At 69.4% G+C, this 16,960-nt stretch carries 12 protein-coding genes; all 12 read left to right on the top strand.

Annotated elements, in window-relative coordinates; all coding sequences use genetic code 11:
• Window positions 1–43: 43 nt before the first annotated feature.
• Window positions 44–2,167 carry a phosphate acetyltransferase gene (gene pta / locus BEP68_RS14300; RefSeq protein ID WP_187250363.1) on the top strand — a complete coding sequence of 708 codons (2,124 nt, stop codon included), beginning with the start codon at window positions 44–46 and terminating at the stop codon, window positions 2,165–2,167.
• The gene (locus tag BEP68_RS14305; protein WP_056279831.1) at window positions 2,164–3,384 is read left to right on the top strand and encodes an acetate/propionate family kinase; all 1,221 of its coding nucleotides are present in this window, start codon (window positions 2,164–2,166) and stop codon (window positions 3,382–3,384) included. Before pta ends, BEP68_RS14305 begins: the two co-directional genes overlap by 4 nt.
• Before the next feature lie 54 nt (window positions 3,385–3,438).
• Window positions 3,439–4,287 (top strand): HAD-IA family hydrolase, encoded by an 849-nt coding sequence (locus BEP68_RS14310; protein WP_400341846.1) that lies wholly within the window; start codon window positions 3,439–3,441, stop codon window positions 4,285–4,287.
• Window positions 4,284–6,788 (top strand): glycoside hydrolase family 65 protein, encoded by a 2,505-nt coding sequence (locus BEP68_RS14315; RefSeq protein WP_056279834.1) that lies wholly within the window; start codon window positions 4,284–4,286, stop codon window positions 6,786–6,788. Before BEP68_RS14310 ends, BEP68_RS14315 begins: the two co-directional genes overlap by 4 nt.
• A 1-nt stretch (window position 6,789) precedes the next feature.
• Complete coding sequence (locus tag BEP68_RS14320; protein WP_187250364.1) at window positions 6,790–7,869, top strand: DUF2207 family protein; 1,080 nt, start codon at window positions 6,790–6,792, stop codon at window positions 7,867–7,869.
• A gap of 104 nt (window positions 7,870–7,973) precedes the next feature.
• A complete protein-coding gene (locus tag BEP68_RS14325; protein ID WP_187250365.1) occupies window positions 7,974–10,385 on the top strand; it encodes a DNA polymerase III subunit gamma and tau in 2,412 nt (803 codons plus the stop codon).
• Window positions 10,385–10,978 (top strand): recombination mediator RecR, encoded by a 594-nt coding sequence (gene recR, locus BEP68_RS14330; RefSeq protein ID WP_053097391.1) that lies wholly within the window; start codon window positions 10,385–10,387, stop codon window positions 10,976–10,978. The genes BEP68_RS14325 and recR overlap by 1 nt, the downstream gene beginning before the upstream one ends.
• Window positions 10,975–11,913, top strand: coding sequence for a DMT family transporter (locus BEP68_RS14335; RefSeq protein ID WP_187250366.1), 939 nt, complete (start codon window positions 10,975–10,977; stop codon window positions 11,911–11,913). Before recR ends, BEP68_RS14335 begins: the two co-directional genes overlap by 4 nt.
• A 95-nt stretch (window positions 11,914–12,008) precedes the next feature.
• Window positions 12,009–13,292 carry an aspartate kinase gene (locus tag BEP68_RS14340; protein ID WP_053099207.1) on the top strand — a complete coding sequence of 428 codons (1,284 nt, stop codon included), beginning with the start codon at window positions 12,009–12,011 and terminating at the stop codon, window positions 13,290–13,292.
• A 263-nt stretch (window positions 13,293–13,555) separates the two neighbouring features.
• Window positions 13,556–14,626, top strand: a complete 1,071-nt coding sequence (locus BEP68_RS14345; protein WP_187250367.1) for an aspartate-semialdehyde dehydrogenase — start codon at window positions 13,556–13,558, stop codon at window positions 14,624–14,626.
• Between the two features lie 83 nt (window positions 14,627–14,709).
• Window positions 14,710–16,182, top strand: coding sequence for a malate:quinone oxidoreductase (locus tag BEP68_RS14350; RefSeq protein WP_053099206.1), 1,473 nt, complete (start codon window positions 14,710–14,712; stop codon window positions 16,180–16,182).
• Between the two features lie 7 nt (window positions 16,183–16,189).
• Complete coding sequence (locus BEP68_RS14355) at window positions 16,190–16,843, top strand: thymidine kinase (protein ID WP_056279839.1); 654 nt, start codon at window positions 16,190–16,192, stop codon at window positions 16,841–16,843.
• Window positions 16,844–16,960 lie beyond the last annotated feature (117 nt).

Raw genomic sequence — 16,960 nt, forward strand, 5'->3', positions numbered from 1 at the left:
TCAACCCAGCGAGATCATGAGGTCGTGCACCTAGGGTGGGACTGTGGCGCAGAGCATCTACATCACCTCGGCCGAAGGCCATACCGGTAAGTCGACCATCGCCCTCGGCGTGCTCGACGCGCTCATGCGCGTCACCCCGCGGGTCGGCGTCTTCCGCCCGATCGCCCGGTCGGTGACCGAGCGCGACGACGTGCTCGAGCTGCTGCTCGCACACGACGGGGTGCACCTCGACTACGAGGACTGCATCGGCGTGACCTACGACGATGTGCGAGACGACCCCGACCGGGCGCTGTCGACCATCGTCGCCCGGTTCAAGGCGGTCGAAGCCCAGTGCGACGCGGTCGTCATCATCGGCAGCGACTACACCGATGTCGCCAGCCCCGCAGAGCTGGGGTACAACGCCCGGATCGCCGCGAACCTGGCGGCGCCCGTGCTGCTCGTGCTCAGCGGTCGCGATCAGCAGCGGCAGGCCGAGCAGCTGGGCACGACCACCGCCCGCACTCCCGCCGCGGTCGGACAGATCGGGGCGCTCGCGCTCGCCGAACTCGAGGTCGAGCGTGCGGAGCTGTTCGCGATCATCGTGAACCGGGCCGACCCCGATCGGCTCGACGACATCGAACAGGCCGTCGCGGCGGTGCGCCCGCAGAAGACCACGCCGGTGTGGGCGATCCCCGAGGACCGCACCCTGGTGGCACCGTCGATCGACGGCATCCTCGCCGCGGTCGACGGCCGGCTCATCAAGGGTGACCGCGACCGTCTCGCACGCGAGGCGCTGACGATCGTCGTCGCGGGCATGTCGATGGTGAACGTGCTTCCCCGGCTCACGGAGGAGTCGGTCGTGGTGATCCCCGCCGACCGCACCGAGGTGCTGCTCGCGACGCTGCTCGCGGATGCGTCCGGCACGTTCCCCCGAGTCGCCGGCATCATCCTGAACGGCCCCTTCCCGCTTCCCGAGCCGATCGTCCAGCTGCTCGACGGCTTCACCTCGACCGTGCCGATCATCGCGACCGACCTCGGCACCTACGACACCGCGGTGCGCGTGATGGGGGCCCGTGGCCGCATCTCGCCCGAGTCGCGGGGCCGCTACGACCGGGCGCTGGGGCTCTTCCAGACCCACGTCGACATCGCCGAGCTCACCACTCAGCTGGGTCTCGCGGAGTCGCGCGTCGTCACTCCGCTGATGTTCGAGTACGGCCTCATCGAGAGAGCACGCGCCGACCGTCGACGCATCGTGCTGCCGGAGGGCGATGACGACCGCATCCTCCGAGCGGCGGCGACCCTGTTGGCCCGGGAGGTCGCGGATCTCACGATCCTCGGCGACGAGTCGGCGGTCAGGGCTCGGGCGGTCGAGCTGGGCGTCGACATCTCGGCGGCCCAGGTGATCAGCCCGAACGATCCCGAGATGGTCGAGCGCTTCGCGGCCGAGTACGCGCGGCTGCGGGCGCACAAGGGCATCACGCTGGCACAGGCCGCCGACACGGTCACCGACGTGTCGTACTTCGGCACGATGATGGTCCACCTGGGCCTCGCGGACGGCATGGTCTCGGGTGCCGCGCACACGACGGCGCACACGATCCGCCCGTCGTTCGAGATCATCAAGACCAAGCCGGGCGTCACCGTCGTGTCGAGCGTCTTCCTCATGGCGCTCGCCGACCGGGTGCTCGTCTACGGCGACTGCGCGGTGATCCCGGATCCGACGAGCGAGCAGCTGGCCGACATCGCGATCTCGTCGGCAGCGACCGCACAGCAGTTCGGCATCGAGCCGCGCATCGCGATGCTGTCGTACTCGACGGGGGAGTCCGGCTCGGGTGCCGACGTCGACAAGGTCAGAGCCGCGACCGCACTCGTGCACGAGCGTGCACCCGAGCTGCTCGTCGAAGGCCCGATCCAGTACGACGCCGCGGCCGACGCGGCGGTGGCGAAGGCGAAGCTCCCCGACTCGGCGGTGGCAGGGCGGGCGACCGTCTTCGTCTTCCCCGACCTGAACACCGGCAACAACACGTACAAGGCGGTGCAGCGATCGGCGGGTGCCGTCGCGATCGGCCCCGTGCTGCAGGGTCTCAACAAGCCGATCAACGACCTCTCGCGCGGTGCCCTGGTCGACGACATCGTCAACACCGTCGCGATCACGGCGATCCAGGCGCAGTCCGAAGGAGAGACCGCATGAGTGCGATCCTCGTCATCAACAGCGGTTCCTCGTCGCTCAAGTACAGCCTGATCGACATCGAGAACGAGAACGAGCTCGCGACGGGACTCATCGACCGGATCGGACAGGATCTCAGCGCCGTCCGCCACACGGTGCGTCCGGAGGCCGGAGGGGATGCCGTCGTCACGATGCTCGACGCCTCGTACGACTCCGAGCAGCCCGTAGCCGATCACGATGCCGCGTTCACGGTGATGCTCGACCAGTTCGCCGAGCACGGTCCGCTGCTCGACGAGCATCCGCCCGTCGCAGTCGGACACCGGGTGGTGCACGGCGGGGCACGGTTCTACGCACCGACCCTCGTCACGCCGAACGTCGAGGAGCAGATCGAGGAGCTCTCGGTGCTCGCCCCCCTGCACAACCCCGCGAACCTCGCCGGGATCGTCGCGGCGAGGGCGGTGTTCTCCGGCGTCCCGCACGTCGCCGTGTTCGACACGGCGTTCCATCAGACACTGCCTCCGGCCGCCTACACCTATGCGATCGACGCAGAGCTCGCCGCGGAGCACCGGGTGCGCCGATACGGATTCCACGGCACCAGCCACCAGTTCGTGAGCGAGTCGGCCGCCGCGTTCCTCGGGCGCGACCTGGGCACACTCCGCCAGCTCGTCTTCCATCTCGGCAACGGGGCCTCGGTGACCGCGATCGAGGGTGGCCGATCGGTGGAGACCTCGATGGGGCTCACTCCGCTCGAGGGGCTCGTCATGGGGACCCGGTCCGGCGATCTCGATCCTGCGGCCCTCGTGCACCTCTCGCGTCGAGCCGGGTACTCGATCGACGATCTCGATGCGCTCCTCAACACGCGCAGTGGGCTCAAAGGCCTCGCAGGGCGCAGCGACATGCGCGACATCCTCGCGGGCAGGGAAGCGGGAGATGCGGCGGCGACGCTCGCGTTCGACGTCTACATCCACCGGCTCAGGGCGTATGCGGGGTCGTACATCGCGCAGCTCGGCGGAGTCGACGTGATCTCCTTCACCGCGGGGGTCGGCGAGAACGCAGCGGCCGTGCGCGCGGAAGCGATGGCGACGCTCGGATTCGCCGGCGTGGAGATCGATCACGGGCGCAATGCCGCACGCCAGCGCGGAGTCCGGCGGATCTCGACGGACGCGTCCAGAGTCGCCGTGCTCGTGGTGCCCACGAACGAAGAGCTCGAGATCGCCCGGCAGACGTTCCGTCTGCTCTGACCGATACGCCCTCGGGGGTTACCGCTCGGTGCCGAGCCGCACTACGCTTGCACAGTGGCACGGAGAGGTGCCGGAACCCTCGTCCTTCTCCTGGAGGCTGCTGTGCCCGAAGCCCTGCCCGATCCGCTCCGCGCCGAAGGCGTCCTGTTCGATCTCGACGGCGTGCTGACGCCGACCGCCGAAGTGCACATGCGCGCGTGGAAGGTCGTCTTCGACGACGTGTTCGAGCGCTGGGGCATCACTCCTCCGTATTCGGATGCCGACTACTTCGACTACGTCGACGGCAAGAAGCGCTATGACGGCGTGGCCAGTCTGCTGCGCAGCCGCAACGTCGAGATCCCCTGGGGTGCGGTCGACGACCCGCCCGAGGCCGAGACGATCTGCGGCATCGGCAACCGCAAGAACGCCGCGTTCGCCGAGTCCCTGCGTGGCGAGGGCATCGCCCCGTTCCCCGGATCGCTCGCACTCGTCGAGAAGCTCTCCGCCGCCGGCATCCCGCTCGGTGTCGTCTCGAGCTCCAAGAACGCCGAAGAGGTGCTGGCTGCCGCCGGCATCCGCTCGTTCTTCCGCATCGTGGTCGACGGTGTCGTCGCAGAGCGCGAGAACCTCGCCTCCAAGCCCGCCGCCGACATGTTCAGCGCCGGCGCCGTGGCGCTGGGCGTCGACCCGGCCCGCAGCATCGCCGTCGAGGACGCGACCTCGGGCGCGGCCTCTGCCGCCGCAGCCGGATTCGCGACCGTCGTCGGCGTCGACCGCGGCACCGGGGCCGACGCGCTGCGCGCCGCCGGCGCGACGGTCGTCGTCGACGATCTCGACGTGTTCCTCGACCCCGCGGCCGACGAGTCCGCGCCGTCCGACTCCGCCGCTCAGGCACCCCGCTCCGACAACGAGGAGACCGCATGATCGACCGCGACCGCTTCCCCGTAGACCCCTGGCGCCTCATCGAGACGCGTTACTCCGAAGACGGGGTCGCCGAGACCCTGTTCGCCGTCGGCAACGGCTACCTCGGACTCCGGGGCAACCACATCGAGGGGCGCGGCGCCCACGAGCACGGCACCTTCATCAACGGACTGCACGAGACGTGGCCGATCCGGCACGCGGAGCAGGCCTACGGCTTCGCCGAGGTGGGGCAGACGATCGTCAACGCCCCCGACGCCAAGGTCATGCGCGTCTATGTCGATGACGAGCCGATCTCGTTCGACGAGGCGGACGTGCGCGAGTACCGCCGCACGCTCGACATGCGCACCGGCGTGCTCGAGCGCACCGTGGTGTGGGAGACCCCGTCGGGCAAGCGCGTGCGGATGCGCGACGAGCGCATCGTCAGCTTCGAGGAGCGCCACCTCGCCGTGCTGCGACTCGAGGTCGTCGTCGAGAACGCCGACGCCCCGGTCACCGTCAGCTGCCAGATGATCAACCGCCAGGACGGTGCCGGCGTGTACGCGGGCACCCCGAACCAGGCCAAGGGCGGATTCGATCCGCGCAAGGCCGAGAAGATCGCCGAGCGTGTGCTCGAGCCCGGCGAGTACTGGCAGGACGGACTGCGCTCCGCGCTGTCCTACAGCGTCGCGGCATCAGGCATGACGGTCGCAGTGGTCGCCGACCACATCATCGAGACCGAGAACGACTACACCTCGCGCACTCTCATCGAGGCGGACATCTCGAAGAACGTGTTCCGGGTGCAGGCGAAGGCCGGCGTGCCCATCACGGTCACCAAGCTCGTCAGCTACCACACCTCCCGCGGTGTGCCGGCCCGTGAGCTCGTCGACCGCTGCCGTCGATCCCTCGACCGCGTCGCGGTCGAGGGCGTCCAGGCGCAGTTCGATCGACAGGCCGAGTGGCTCGCTGCCTTCTGGGCTCGCAGCGACGTGCAGATCGGCGGACAGGACGACATCCAGCAGGCGACCCGCTGGTGCCTCCTGCAGCTCGCACAGGCCTCGGCCCGCGCCGACGGAACCGGCGTGCCCGCGAAGGGCGTCTCGGGGTCGGGATACAGCGGACACTACTTCTGGGACACCGAGATCTACGTGCTCCCGTTCCTCACCTACACGTCGCCGCAGTGGGCGCGCAACGCCCTCCGGGCGCGAGTGCTCATGCTTCCGGCGGCTCGCCGACGGGCCGCGCAGCTCAACGAGGCGGGCGCGCTGTTCCCGTGGCGCACGATCAACGGCGAAGAGGCCTCCGCCTATTACGCGGCCGGCACGGCGCAGTACCACATCAACGCCGACGTCAGCTTCGCGCTCGGCAAGTACGTGCGCGCGACGGGCGACGACGACTTCCTGCGGCGTGAGGGCATCGACATCGCGATCGAGACGGCGCGACTGTGGGCGACACTCGGGTTCTGGCGCACCTCGCGCCTCGTCGCCGACACGAAGGACGACGACGGCATCGAGACCTTCCACATCCACGGTGTGACAGGTCCTGACGAGTACACCACCGTCGTCAACGACAACCTCTACACGAACGTCATGGCGCGCTACAACCTGCGCTACGCGGCGAAGGTCGTGCGTGAGGCGCAGGAGGCCAACGGCGAGGAGTTCGCCCGGGTCGTCGAGCGCACCGGACTCGCCGAGGGCGAGGCGGAAGGGTGGGAGCGCGCCGCCGACGCGATGTTCATCCCGTTCAGCGAACGGCTCGGCATCCACCCGCAGGACTCGCTGTTCCTCGAGCGCGAGGTCTGGGATCTGGCGCACACGCCGAAGGAGCAGCGACCGCTGCTGCTGCACTTCCACCCGCTCGTCATCTACCGGTTCCAGGTGCTCAAGCAGGCGGATGTCGTGCTCGCGCTGTTCCTGCAGGGCAACCACTTCACGCCGGAGGAGAAGAAGGCCGACTTCGACTACTACGACCCGCTGACCACGGGCGATTCGACGCTGTCGGCCGTCGTGCAGTCGATCCTCGCCGCCGAGGTGGGCTACCAGGATCTCGCTCTGCAGTACTTCCGGCAGTCGCTGTTCGTCGACCTGCACGACCTGCACCACAACGCGGCGGACGGTGTGCACGTCGCGTCGGCCGGAGGCGTGTGGACCGCTCTCGTCTGCGGTTTCGGCGGTATGCGCGACTATGCCGGCGAGCTCAGCTTCGACCCGCGGCTGCCCGCCGACTGGCCGTCGCTGTCGTACCCGCTGCAGTGGCAGGGGGCCTCTCTGCAGGTCACCCTCACGACGGGTGAGCTGCGCGTGCGAGTGCTCTCCGGAGACCCGGTGCCCTTCACGGTGCGCGATGTGGCATACATCGCCACGACCGAGCAGGAGGTCGTCGTCCCACTCGCGGATCAGGGACCGCTCATCCCCGGTCGCCCGTCGCTGCGGCAGTTCGCCGACGCGCTGCGCGAGGACGGCACGCGGCTGTCCGCATCCGTCCCGGTGATCACGACCGCCATCCCCATCATCGAGCCGATCGACTGAGGTGCTGACCACCGCAGCGCTGTTCGGACTCGCGCCCGCGCTGCTGCTGCTCGTGCTCGCGGTGGTCGAGCGGGCGCGCTCGGTGCAGCGCGTCGCGTCCCCCGGTGCGCGGTTGAGCCCGGCCGAGGGTGCGACCGTGCTGCACGACGCGCTGCTGCTGAACGCGGATCGGAAGGCCGTAGCCGCCGCGCTGATCGATCTGGCCGTGCAGCGCAAGGTGCGGCTGCTGGTCGACGCCGACGCGGCGACGACCGGCAGGTCGCACCGGCGTGCACCCGTCGGCATGGAGGTCGTCGACGGTGCGACGTTCACGTCCGAGGAGCTCAGCGTGCTCGAGGCGCTGTTCGGGCCGGATCACACCCCGGGGCGGGTGCGACGGTTCAGTGCGGATGCCCGGGCTCTGCACCGCCGGGTGCGCGGTGTCCTCGACGAGGCGGAGAAGCGGCTCGCGGCCGCGGGGCTCATCGACCGGAGTCGACGCGGGTGGGCCACGTTCCTGATCCGCGTCGCCGCGGTGCTGGTGGGCGGCATCTGCCTTCTGCTGCTCATCGCCGCCTGGTCGGTGAGCGAGCCGGGTGCGGCTCTCTACGCCGTGCTGGTCGTCGGCCTGGTCGCGGCGGTCGCGGCGATCGTGGTCGCTCCGTGGGCGTGGCGCCGGTTCCGCCCTGCGGCGCAGCCGCTGCGCGCGCACCTCGCCGGGATGCGCGAGTACATCGCCCTCGCCGAGGCGGAGCCGCTGCGGTTCTCGCAGTCGACAGACGGGGCGGATCTGCGGGCGGACGTCTCGTCGGCGGCGTCGGCGGAACGACTGCAGAGGTTCCTGCTGAACGAGCGACTGCTGCCCTACGCGGTGCTCTTCGGTCTGGAGCGGTCATGGACGGCTGTGCTGCAGACCGAGTCGCAGGCCCTGCGGGTCGCCGAGGGGATCGAGGGCGCGATGGAGGTCGCGGGAGCCGTGGTCGAGGTGATCGAAGCGGTGGGTGGCGTCGTGCATCTGGTGAGCGCGGTCGGCGAGCTGGTCGACGCGACGGGCGGGGTCGTCGAGGTGGTCGGCGGCGTCTTCGAGGCCGCGTCGTCGTGAGCCTTCGCCGAACCTCGGCCGTCTCAGCGGCGCGTCGCGGATCCCGGGCGCGATCGTCGGCGCTCGTCTGCCTGAACGTCCGTGGCACGCCGTAGGCTGTTCTGGTGACCACAGCCCTCTACCGCCGCTACCGCCCCGAGTCGTTCGGCGAGATGATCGGGCAGTCCCAGGTGACCGAACCGCTGATGACTGCGCTCCGCGGCGACCGTGTCGGCCACGCCTACCTCTTCTCCGGACCCCGTGGATGCGGAAAGACGACGTCTGCGCGCATCCTCGCCCGCTGCCTGAACTGCGCGGAGGGCCCGACCGACGTGCCCTGCGGAAAGTGCCCGAGCTGCGTCGAGCTGTCGCGGGCGGGCGGTGGCTCGCTCGACGTCGTCGAGATCGACGCGGCCAGCCACAACGGCGTCGACGACGCACGTGATCTGCGCGAGCGGGCGACGTTCGCCCCCAGCCGCGATCGCTACAAGATCTTCATCCTCGACGAGGCGCACATGGTGACGCCGCAGGGGTTCAATGCGCTCCTCAAGCTCGTCGAAGAGCCGCCCGAGCACGTCAAGTTCATCTTCGCGACGACCGAGCCCGAGAAGGTGCTCGGCACGATCCGCTCGCGCACGCATCACTACCCGTTCCGACTGGTGCCCCCGGCCGCGATGCTCGAGTACGTCGAGAAGCTGTGCGGCGAAGAGGGCGTGGTCGCCGAGCGCGGTGTCCTTCCTCTGGTGGTCCGCGCCGGGGGAGGCTCGCCGCGAGACACCCTGTCTCTTCTCGACCAGCTGATCGCCGGTTCCGACTCGCCCGCAGGTTCCGAGACCGTGACCGTCGCCTACGAGCGCGCCGTGGCGCTCCTCGGCTACACGCACGCCGCGCTGCTCGACGAGATCGTCGATGCGCTCGCCGGCGCCGACGCCGCAGCGGCGTTCCCGGCGATCGACCGTGTGGTGCAGACCGGCCAGGACCCGCGTCGCTTCGTCGACGATCTGCTCGAGCGTCTGCGCGACCTCATCGTGATCGCGGCTGTGGGTGCGGGAGCGTCGTCGGTGCTCCGTGGAATCGCCGACGACGAGCTCGCGCGCATGCGCACGCAGGCCGATTCCTTCGGGTCGACCCGACTCTCGCGCACGGCCGACATCGTCAGCGCCGCCCTCGACGACATGTCGGGCGCCACCTCGCCCCGACTGCACCTCGAGCTGATGGTCGCTCGCGTGCTCGCTGCGGGAGCGGATGCCGTCGCCGCCGTCCCATCCGCACCGGCCGCTGCCGCCTCCGCCCCGCCGCGGGCGTCCGCGCCTGCACAGGCGGCTCCCGCCGCTCCCGTTGCTTCGTCGGCTGCTCCCGCAGCTGCTGCTCCCGCCGCTCCCGCCGCTGCTCCTCAGGCTGCGGCCGATCGGCCGGCGACCACGACCGAACCGGCCGGCGGGGAGACCGGGGAGTCCGACACGGCCGAAGCGACCCCTGCCGATGCGACGTCGAGCGCTGCACCGGCTGTCGACGCCGCACCGGCCGCCGAGGTCGCAGCGCCCTCCGGGCCGGTCGCCTTCGAGCAGATCACCGCCGCCTGGCCGGCCGTCCTCAAGCGGCTCGAGAGCGTCAGCCGCACGTCGTGGCTGCTGGCCACCGCCGTCCAGCCGCTCGCATACGTCACGGACACCGAGGTGCTGACTCTGGGCTTCACCAGCCAGCACGATGTCGCCAAGTTCAAGGGCACGACGCCGGGTTCGGGTCCCTCCGACCATCTGCGCGGCGCCATCGAGCAGGAGCTCGGCGTGCGCGTCAAGTACCTCCCTGCTCCGATGCCAGCGGGGGGAGCGCCTCGCCAGCCCGCGACGCCTTCATCGGGACGCCCGACCGACGACGCGCCCGCATCGGAGCCTGCGTCAGCGGAGTCACCGCGAGCTCAGTCACCGCGATCGCAGACCCCGCACGCCGAGAAGCCGCGTGGTGAGTCGCCGAAGACGGAGACCGTGGCCGCTCGGTCGTCGGCTCCTCAGACAGGGAGTTCCTCGGCCCCCGTCACCGAGTGGGCGGTGGCGTCGATCCCGGCATCCGAGCTCGCTGAGCCCGCTCCGGTGACCGCTCCGCCGGCGGCGTCTGTGCCTGCTGCCACCTCTGCCGCAGCGGCGCCTCAGACAGCGGCGCCTCAGACGGCGGCGCCTCCGAGCCGCGCGACGAGTGACGTCTCACCGGAGATCCGAGACGACGCACCTCCGCCCATCGACGATGAGCCGCCGTACTTCGACGACGAGCCGCCCTACGACCCGTCGTACGAGCCGGCGCCGATGTCGCAGGCGGCGCCGCCCGCCGGAGGCTCGCCGTCGACCGCTCCCTCCGCGCGGTCGACGACCGCACAGGCATCCCCTGCGCGCAGAGTGGCTTCGGCCGCCGCAGCCCCGGCGATCACCGAGCGCGCCCCCGCCGGGGGAGTCCAGCGCTACGGCGAGGCCGTGATCCGCCAGGTGCTCGGCGCGACGTTCGTTCGCGAAGAGCCCTACGAGCCCCCGACGAGGTTCTCCTGATGTATGACGGCATCGTCCAGGAGCTGATCGACGAGTTCGGTCGACTCCCCGGAATCGGCCCCAAGTCCGCGCAGCGCATCGCTTTCCACATCCTGCAGACGCCGACATTCGACGTCGCGCGTCTCTCCGAGCTGCTGGTGGAAGTGCGGCTGCGGGTGCGCTTCTGCGAGATCTGCGGCAACGTGGCAGAGCAGGAACGCTGTGCGATCTGCCGCGACCCCCGACGCAATCCGGCCGTCATCTGCGTGGTCGAAGACGCGAAGGACGTCGCCGCGATCGAACGTACCCGCGAGTTCCGTGGCCTGTACCACGTGCTCGGGGGCGCGATCAGCCCGATCGCCGGCATCGGCCCCGACGACCTGCGCATCGCCCAGCTGATGTCGCGTCTCGGCGACGCCACGGTGCAGGAGGTCATCCTCGCGACGAACCCCAACCTCGAGGGCGAGGCGACTGCGAGCTACCTCAGCCGCCTGCTCACCACGATGCAGATCACCGTGTCCCGCCTCGCCTCCGGCCTTCCGGTCGGTGGCGACCTCGAATACGCCGACGAGGTCACCCTCGGGCGCGCATTCGAGGGTCGGCGCGTGCTGTGAACGCACAGGGCGGCTTCTCGCGACGCGGGTGGCTGCTCTTCGGGGCCATGGCGCTGCTGTGGGGCGTGCCGTACCTGTTCATCAGCATCGCGGTCGAGTCCCTGTCGCCCCCCGCGATCGTCGCCGGGCGCACCCTCATCGCGGCGCTGCTCCTCCTCCCGTTCGCGCTTCGCGGCGGTGCGCTGAGAGCGGCGTGGAAGCACTGGCCCTGGGTGCTCGCGTTCGGCCTCGTCGAGATGGCGGGTCCGTTCGTGCTGCTCGGCCACGCCGAGATGACCCTGCCCTCGGGCATGACGGGTCTGCTCGTCGCGACCGTGCCGCTGTTCGCGGCGCTCATCGCACTGGGCGGGGGAGACCGGGGAGTCCTGCGCCCGGCGCGGGGGATCGGTCTTCTCGTGGGATTCATCGGCGTCGCGATCGTCGTCGCCGGGCCCGGACTGTTCGGTGGTGAGGTCAGTCTGATCGCGGCCGGCGAGGTGCTGCTGGTCGCCATCCTCTATGCCATCGCCCCCTTCATCGTCGCCCGACAGCTGAACGACGTCCCCTCGCTCGGCACCATCACGCTGTCGCTGCTCATGATCGGCGTGATCTACCTGCCCATCGGGCTGCTCACGCAGCACCAGATGCCGACGCTTCCCTCGATCTTCGCGCTCCTCGCGCTGGCCGTCATCTGCACCGCCGTCGCCTTCCTGGCATTCTTCGCTCTCATCCGCGAGGTCGGCCCCGTCCGCGCGCCGTTGTTCACCTACGTGAACCCGGTCGTGGCGATCATCCTCGGTGCGATCGTGCTCGCCGAGCCGCTGACGCCCGGGCTGCTCATCGGATTCCCGCTGATCATCGCGGGCTGCTGGTTCGCGGCCACCGGCGGACGCCTCCGTCACCAGGCCGCTGCCCGAGCCGACCTGCCTGCAGTGCCCCTGCCGCCCGCGCCCTGACCCACCCGGGCGCGACCGTCACATGCGAAGAAGCGCATATGCGCCAAACGTAGAATGGGGGTGGGCGGATCCGCCCGACATCCCAGGGAGTGAACGTGGCCCTCATCGTGCAGAAGTACGGCGGCTCCTCAGTCGCCGACGCAGAGAGCATCAAGCGCGTCGCCAAGCGCATCGTCGACACGCGTCGCGCCGGCCACGACGTCGTCGTCGCCGTGAGCGCGATGGGCGACACGACCGACGAGCTGCTCGACCTCGCCAACGAGGTCGCGCCGATTCCCGCTCCGCGTGAGCTCGACATGCTGCTCTCGAGCGGTGAGCGCATCTCGATGGCGCTCCTGGCCATGGCCATCCACTCGATGGGCTTCGAGGCGCGGTCGTTCACCGGCAGCCAGGCGGGCATGATCACCGACTCGCAGCATGGCGCCGCCCGCATCGTGGATGTCACCCCGATCCGTCTGCGCGAAGCGCTCGACGAGGGGGCCATCGTCATCGTCGCCGGCTTCCAGGGCTTCAACCGCGACACCCGCGACATCACCACGCTCGGACGCGGAGGCTCGGACACGACGGCCGTCGCTCTCGCCGCGGCCCTCGACGCCGACGTCTGCGAGATCTACAGCGACGTCGACGGCATCTTCACGGCCGACCCCCGCGTCATCCCGAAGGCGCAGAAGCTCGACCACATCGGCAGTGAGGAGATGCTCGAGCTCGCCGCCAACGGCGCGAAGGTGCTCTACATCCGCGCTGTCGAGTACGCACGCCGTCACGGCGTCCTGATCCACGCCCGTTCGACGTTCTCGTCGTCCGAGGGCACATACGTTCTGGGCGAGGGTATGAAGAACCCTCGCGAAGCCGAGGGAGCAGCAGCCATGGAAGAACCGATCGTCGCCGGTGTCGCCACCGATTTCGGCCAGGCCAAGATCACCGTCGCCGGCGTTCCGGACGTGCCGGGCAAGGCGGCGGAGATCTTCAAGATCGTCGCGAAGTCCGGCGCCAACGTCGACATGATCGTGCAGAACGTGTCGGCTACGGGCCGCACCGACATCTCGTTCACGGTTCCCAAGGCCGATTCCTCGGCTGCGCTCAAGGCGCTCGCGGGGGAGCAGACCGAAGTGGGCTTCCAGAACCTGGTGCACGACGATCAGATCGGCAAGCTGTCGGTCGTCGGAGCGGGTATGCGGACGCACTCGGGCGTCTCCGCGACGCTGTTCGAGGCGCTGTCGGCCGGTGGCATCAACATCGAGATGATCTCGACGTCCGAGATCCGCATCTCGGTCGTGCTCCGCGACACCGACCTGGCCGAGGCCGCCCGCACTGTGCACACCGCGTACGGACTCGACGGCGACGCCGAGGCCACGGTCCACGCCGGCACCGGTCGCTGACCCTCCCCGATCGCGCACGATCTGCGGATGACCGCACGATCTGCGGAAGTGTCAGCTGATCCCGTCCGCGAATCGTGACGCGATCCGCAAGAACTGACTCGGGATGCTGACCCGGCCCGCACCCCGCCCGACGGTCGGTCCTCGATCACCGGACGGCACGGTAGACTCACCGAAACCCTGACATCGGCGCCAGGCGCGGCATCCGCATCCCGACGTCGCGCCTGAAGCCTCGCATGCAGCACTGCACGACGCCAAGGAACATCATGACCCGCATCTCCGACTCAGGACTCTCCGTCGCCATCGTCGGCGCCACCGGCCAGGTGGGCACCGTGATGCGCGAGATTCTCGCCGAACGGTCCTTCCCGATCCGTGAGCTGCGCCTGTTCTCCTCGTCGCGTTCCGCAGGCACCGCCATCGAGTTCGGCGGCGCGACCGTCATCGTCGAGGATGTCGAGACTGCGGATGCCGGGGGCATCGACATCGCCCTCTTCTCGGCCGGCGCGACCGCCAGCCGCGCATACGCTCCCCGCTTCGCCGAGGCCGGAGCCGTCGTCGTCGACAACTCCAGCGCCTGGCGCAACGATCCCGAGGTCCCGCTCGTCGTCAGCGAGGTCAACCCGCACGCGATCGACGACCGCCCTCGCGGCATCATCGCCAACCCGAACTGCACGACCATGGCAGCCATGCCGGTTCTGAAGGCGCTGCACGCCGAAGCGGGTCTCGAGCGCCTGATCGTCTCGACCTACCAGGCCGTCTCCGGTTCGGGTCTCGCCGGTGCGCAGGAGCTCCTCGGACAGGTCGAGGGCGTCCTCGCCCAGGGCGACACGCTGCGCCTCGTGCACGACGGCTCGTCGATCGACTTCCCGGAGCCCGAGAAGTATGTCGCTCCGATCGCGTTCGACGTCATCCCGTTCGCGGGCAACCTGGTCGACGACGGTCAGAACGAGACGGACGAGGAGAAGAAGCTCCGCAACGAGAGCCGCAAGATCCTCGAGCTGCCCGACCTCCGTGTCGCCGGCACGTGCGTGCGGGTTCCCGTCTTCACGGGCCACTCGCTCTCGATCAACGTCGAGTTCGCCCGCGACATCACGCCGCAGCGCGCCGCCGAGGTGCTCGCCGCAGCCCCCGGTGTCGTCCTCGACGAGGTGCCCACGCCGCTCCAGGCCGCGGGCAAGGACCCGAGCTTCGTCGGACGAATCCGCGCCGACCAGTCCGCTCCCGAGAACAAGGGCCTCGTGCTGTTCATCAGCAACGACAACCTGCGCAAGGGCGCGGCGCTGAACGCGGTGCAGATCGCCGAGATCCTCGCCGAGCGCCTGGTCGCCATAGCCTGACCGCATCGCGGTCATGCGGATCCGGTCTCGCCGGACGGCCCCGCGTGGTCTGTCGTGCCGTGACCGCGAACTAGACTGTCGTGGTGACCGAAACCGTCGATGTCGTCTTGATCGGTGGTGGCATCATGAGCGCCACCCTGGGTACCCTTCTGCACGAGCTGCAGCCGGATTGGAAGATCGTCGCGTTCGAGCGACTCTCCGATGTGGCTCAGGAATCGTCGAACCCGTGGAACAACGCGGGCACCGGCCACGCGGCGCTCTGCGAGCTGAACTACATGCCGCAGCAGAAGGGCGCTCCGCTCGACCCCGCCAAGGCCGTCTCGATCAACGAGCAGTTCCAGCAGAGTCGTCAGTTCTGGTCGTCTCTGGTCGATCGCGGCGTGCTCGATGCGCCGTCGACCTTCATCAACGCGACGCCGCACATGACGTTCGTGCGCGGTGAGAAGGACGTCAAGTACCTCAAGGACCGCTACGAGGTCCTGAAGAAGCAGCCGCTGTTCGAGGGCATCGAGTACAGCGAGGATTCCCGCGTCATCAACAAGTGGGCGCCGCTGCTCATGCAGCAGCGCCGTAAGGGCGAGCCGTTCGCGGCCACCCGCGTGCCCGCCGGAACCGACGTCGACTTCGGTGCGCTGACGCACCAGCTCTTCGACCACCTCACCGAGTCGGGCGTCGCGCTGCGCACCAACCACGAGGTCAAGAGCCTGAAGAAGCAGAAGGACGGCACCTGGCTCATCAACTACCGCACGACGATCGGTCGCACGCCGAACCAGATCAAGGCGCGTTTCGTGTTCGTCGGCGCCGGCGGCTGGGCGCTCAAGCTGCTGCAGCGCTCGGGCATCCCCGAGATCAAGGGCTACGGTGTCTTCCCGATCGGCGGGCAGTTCCTCAAGACCTCGAACCCGAAGATCGTCGCGCAGCACAAGGCGAAGGTGTACTCGCAGGCCTCGGTGGGCGCCCCGCCCATGTCGGTCCCGCACCTCGACACGCGCGTGGTCGACGGCGAGGCCTCCCTGATGTTCGGTCCGTTCGCGACCTTCAGCCCGAAGTTCCTCAAGAACGGCTCGATGCTCGACATCGTGTCGCAGGTGCGCACGCACAATCTGTGGCCGATGCTGCGCGTCGCGTTCGCGAATCCCGACCTCATCACCTACCTGGTGGGGGAGCTGCTGAAGAACCACGCCAAGAAGGTCGACAGCCTGCGCACGTTCATGCCGACGGCGAAGGACGAGGACTGGACGCTCATCGACGCGGGGCAGCGCGCCCAGGTCATGAAGAAGGACCCCAAGAAGGGCGGCATCCTGCAGTTCGGCACCGAAGTGGTGTCCGCGGCCGACGGTTCGATCGCCGGTCTGCTCGGCGCCTCGCCCGGCGCCTCCACCGCCGTGCCGATCATGCTCGATCTGCTGAAGAAGTGCTTCCCCGACGAGTACCCCGGCTGGGAGTCGGAACTGCGCGAGCTCATCCCGACATTCGGCGAGCAGCTGAACAAGGACCCCGAGCTGGCGGCGAAGTCCACCGCGGCGACGGCGGCCACGCTCGGCATCAACGAGTAGCGCGCCGGTGGCGAAGCTCTACTTCCGCTACGGGGCGATGAACTCGGGCAAGTCCACCTCGCTGCTCCAGGCCGCGTACAACTACGAGGAGCGCGGCCAGCACGTGCTGCTCGCGAAGCCGGCGATCGACACCAAGGGTGCATCCGAGATCGCGAGTCGACTCGGTGTCACGCGGCACGTCGACTATCTCATCGCTCCCGATGCGGACGTCCGCGAGCTCTTCGACGAGCACCGGGATCGCGTGCGCCGTGCGGTCGCCGATGAACCGGTCCGCGGGGGGTCGATCGATGTCGCCTGCCTCCTGATCGACGAGGCGCAGTTCCTCACGGCGGAGCAGGTCGACGACCTCTTCCGCATCGCGATCGAGGACGGCATCCCGGTGATCGCCTACGGCATCCGCAATGACTTCCTCACCCACGCCTTCCCGGGGTCGGCTCGTCTGCTCGCGATCGCGCACTCCCTCGAGGAGCTGAAGACCATCTGCCGCTGCGGGCGGAAGGCCGTCTTCAACGGTCGTGTGATCGGTGGTCGGTTCGTCTTCGACGGCGACCAGGTCGCCATCGATGAGGGCGCTGACGGATCGCTGGCGCCGGAGATCACGACCTACGAGTCGCTGTGCGGCGCGTGCTACCTCGAAGAGTCGGGTGGGCGGCTGGGCTGAACGCCCTCGCGTCCTGCTCCGCCCTCGGGCGCTGTGTCGTCGTACCCCGATTGCGTGGTCTGACCACACACGGTACTGTGGTCAGACCACAGCCGCGTCGAGGATCGATGCCGCCGA

It is taken from the genome of Microbacterium sp. 4-7 (genome assembly GCF_014332665.1).
Taxonomy (GTDB): Bacteria; Actinomycetota; Actinomycetes; order Actinomycetales; family Microbacteriaceae; genus Microbacterium.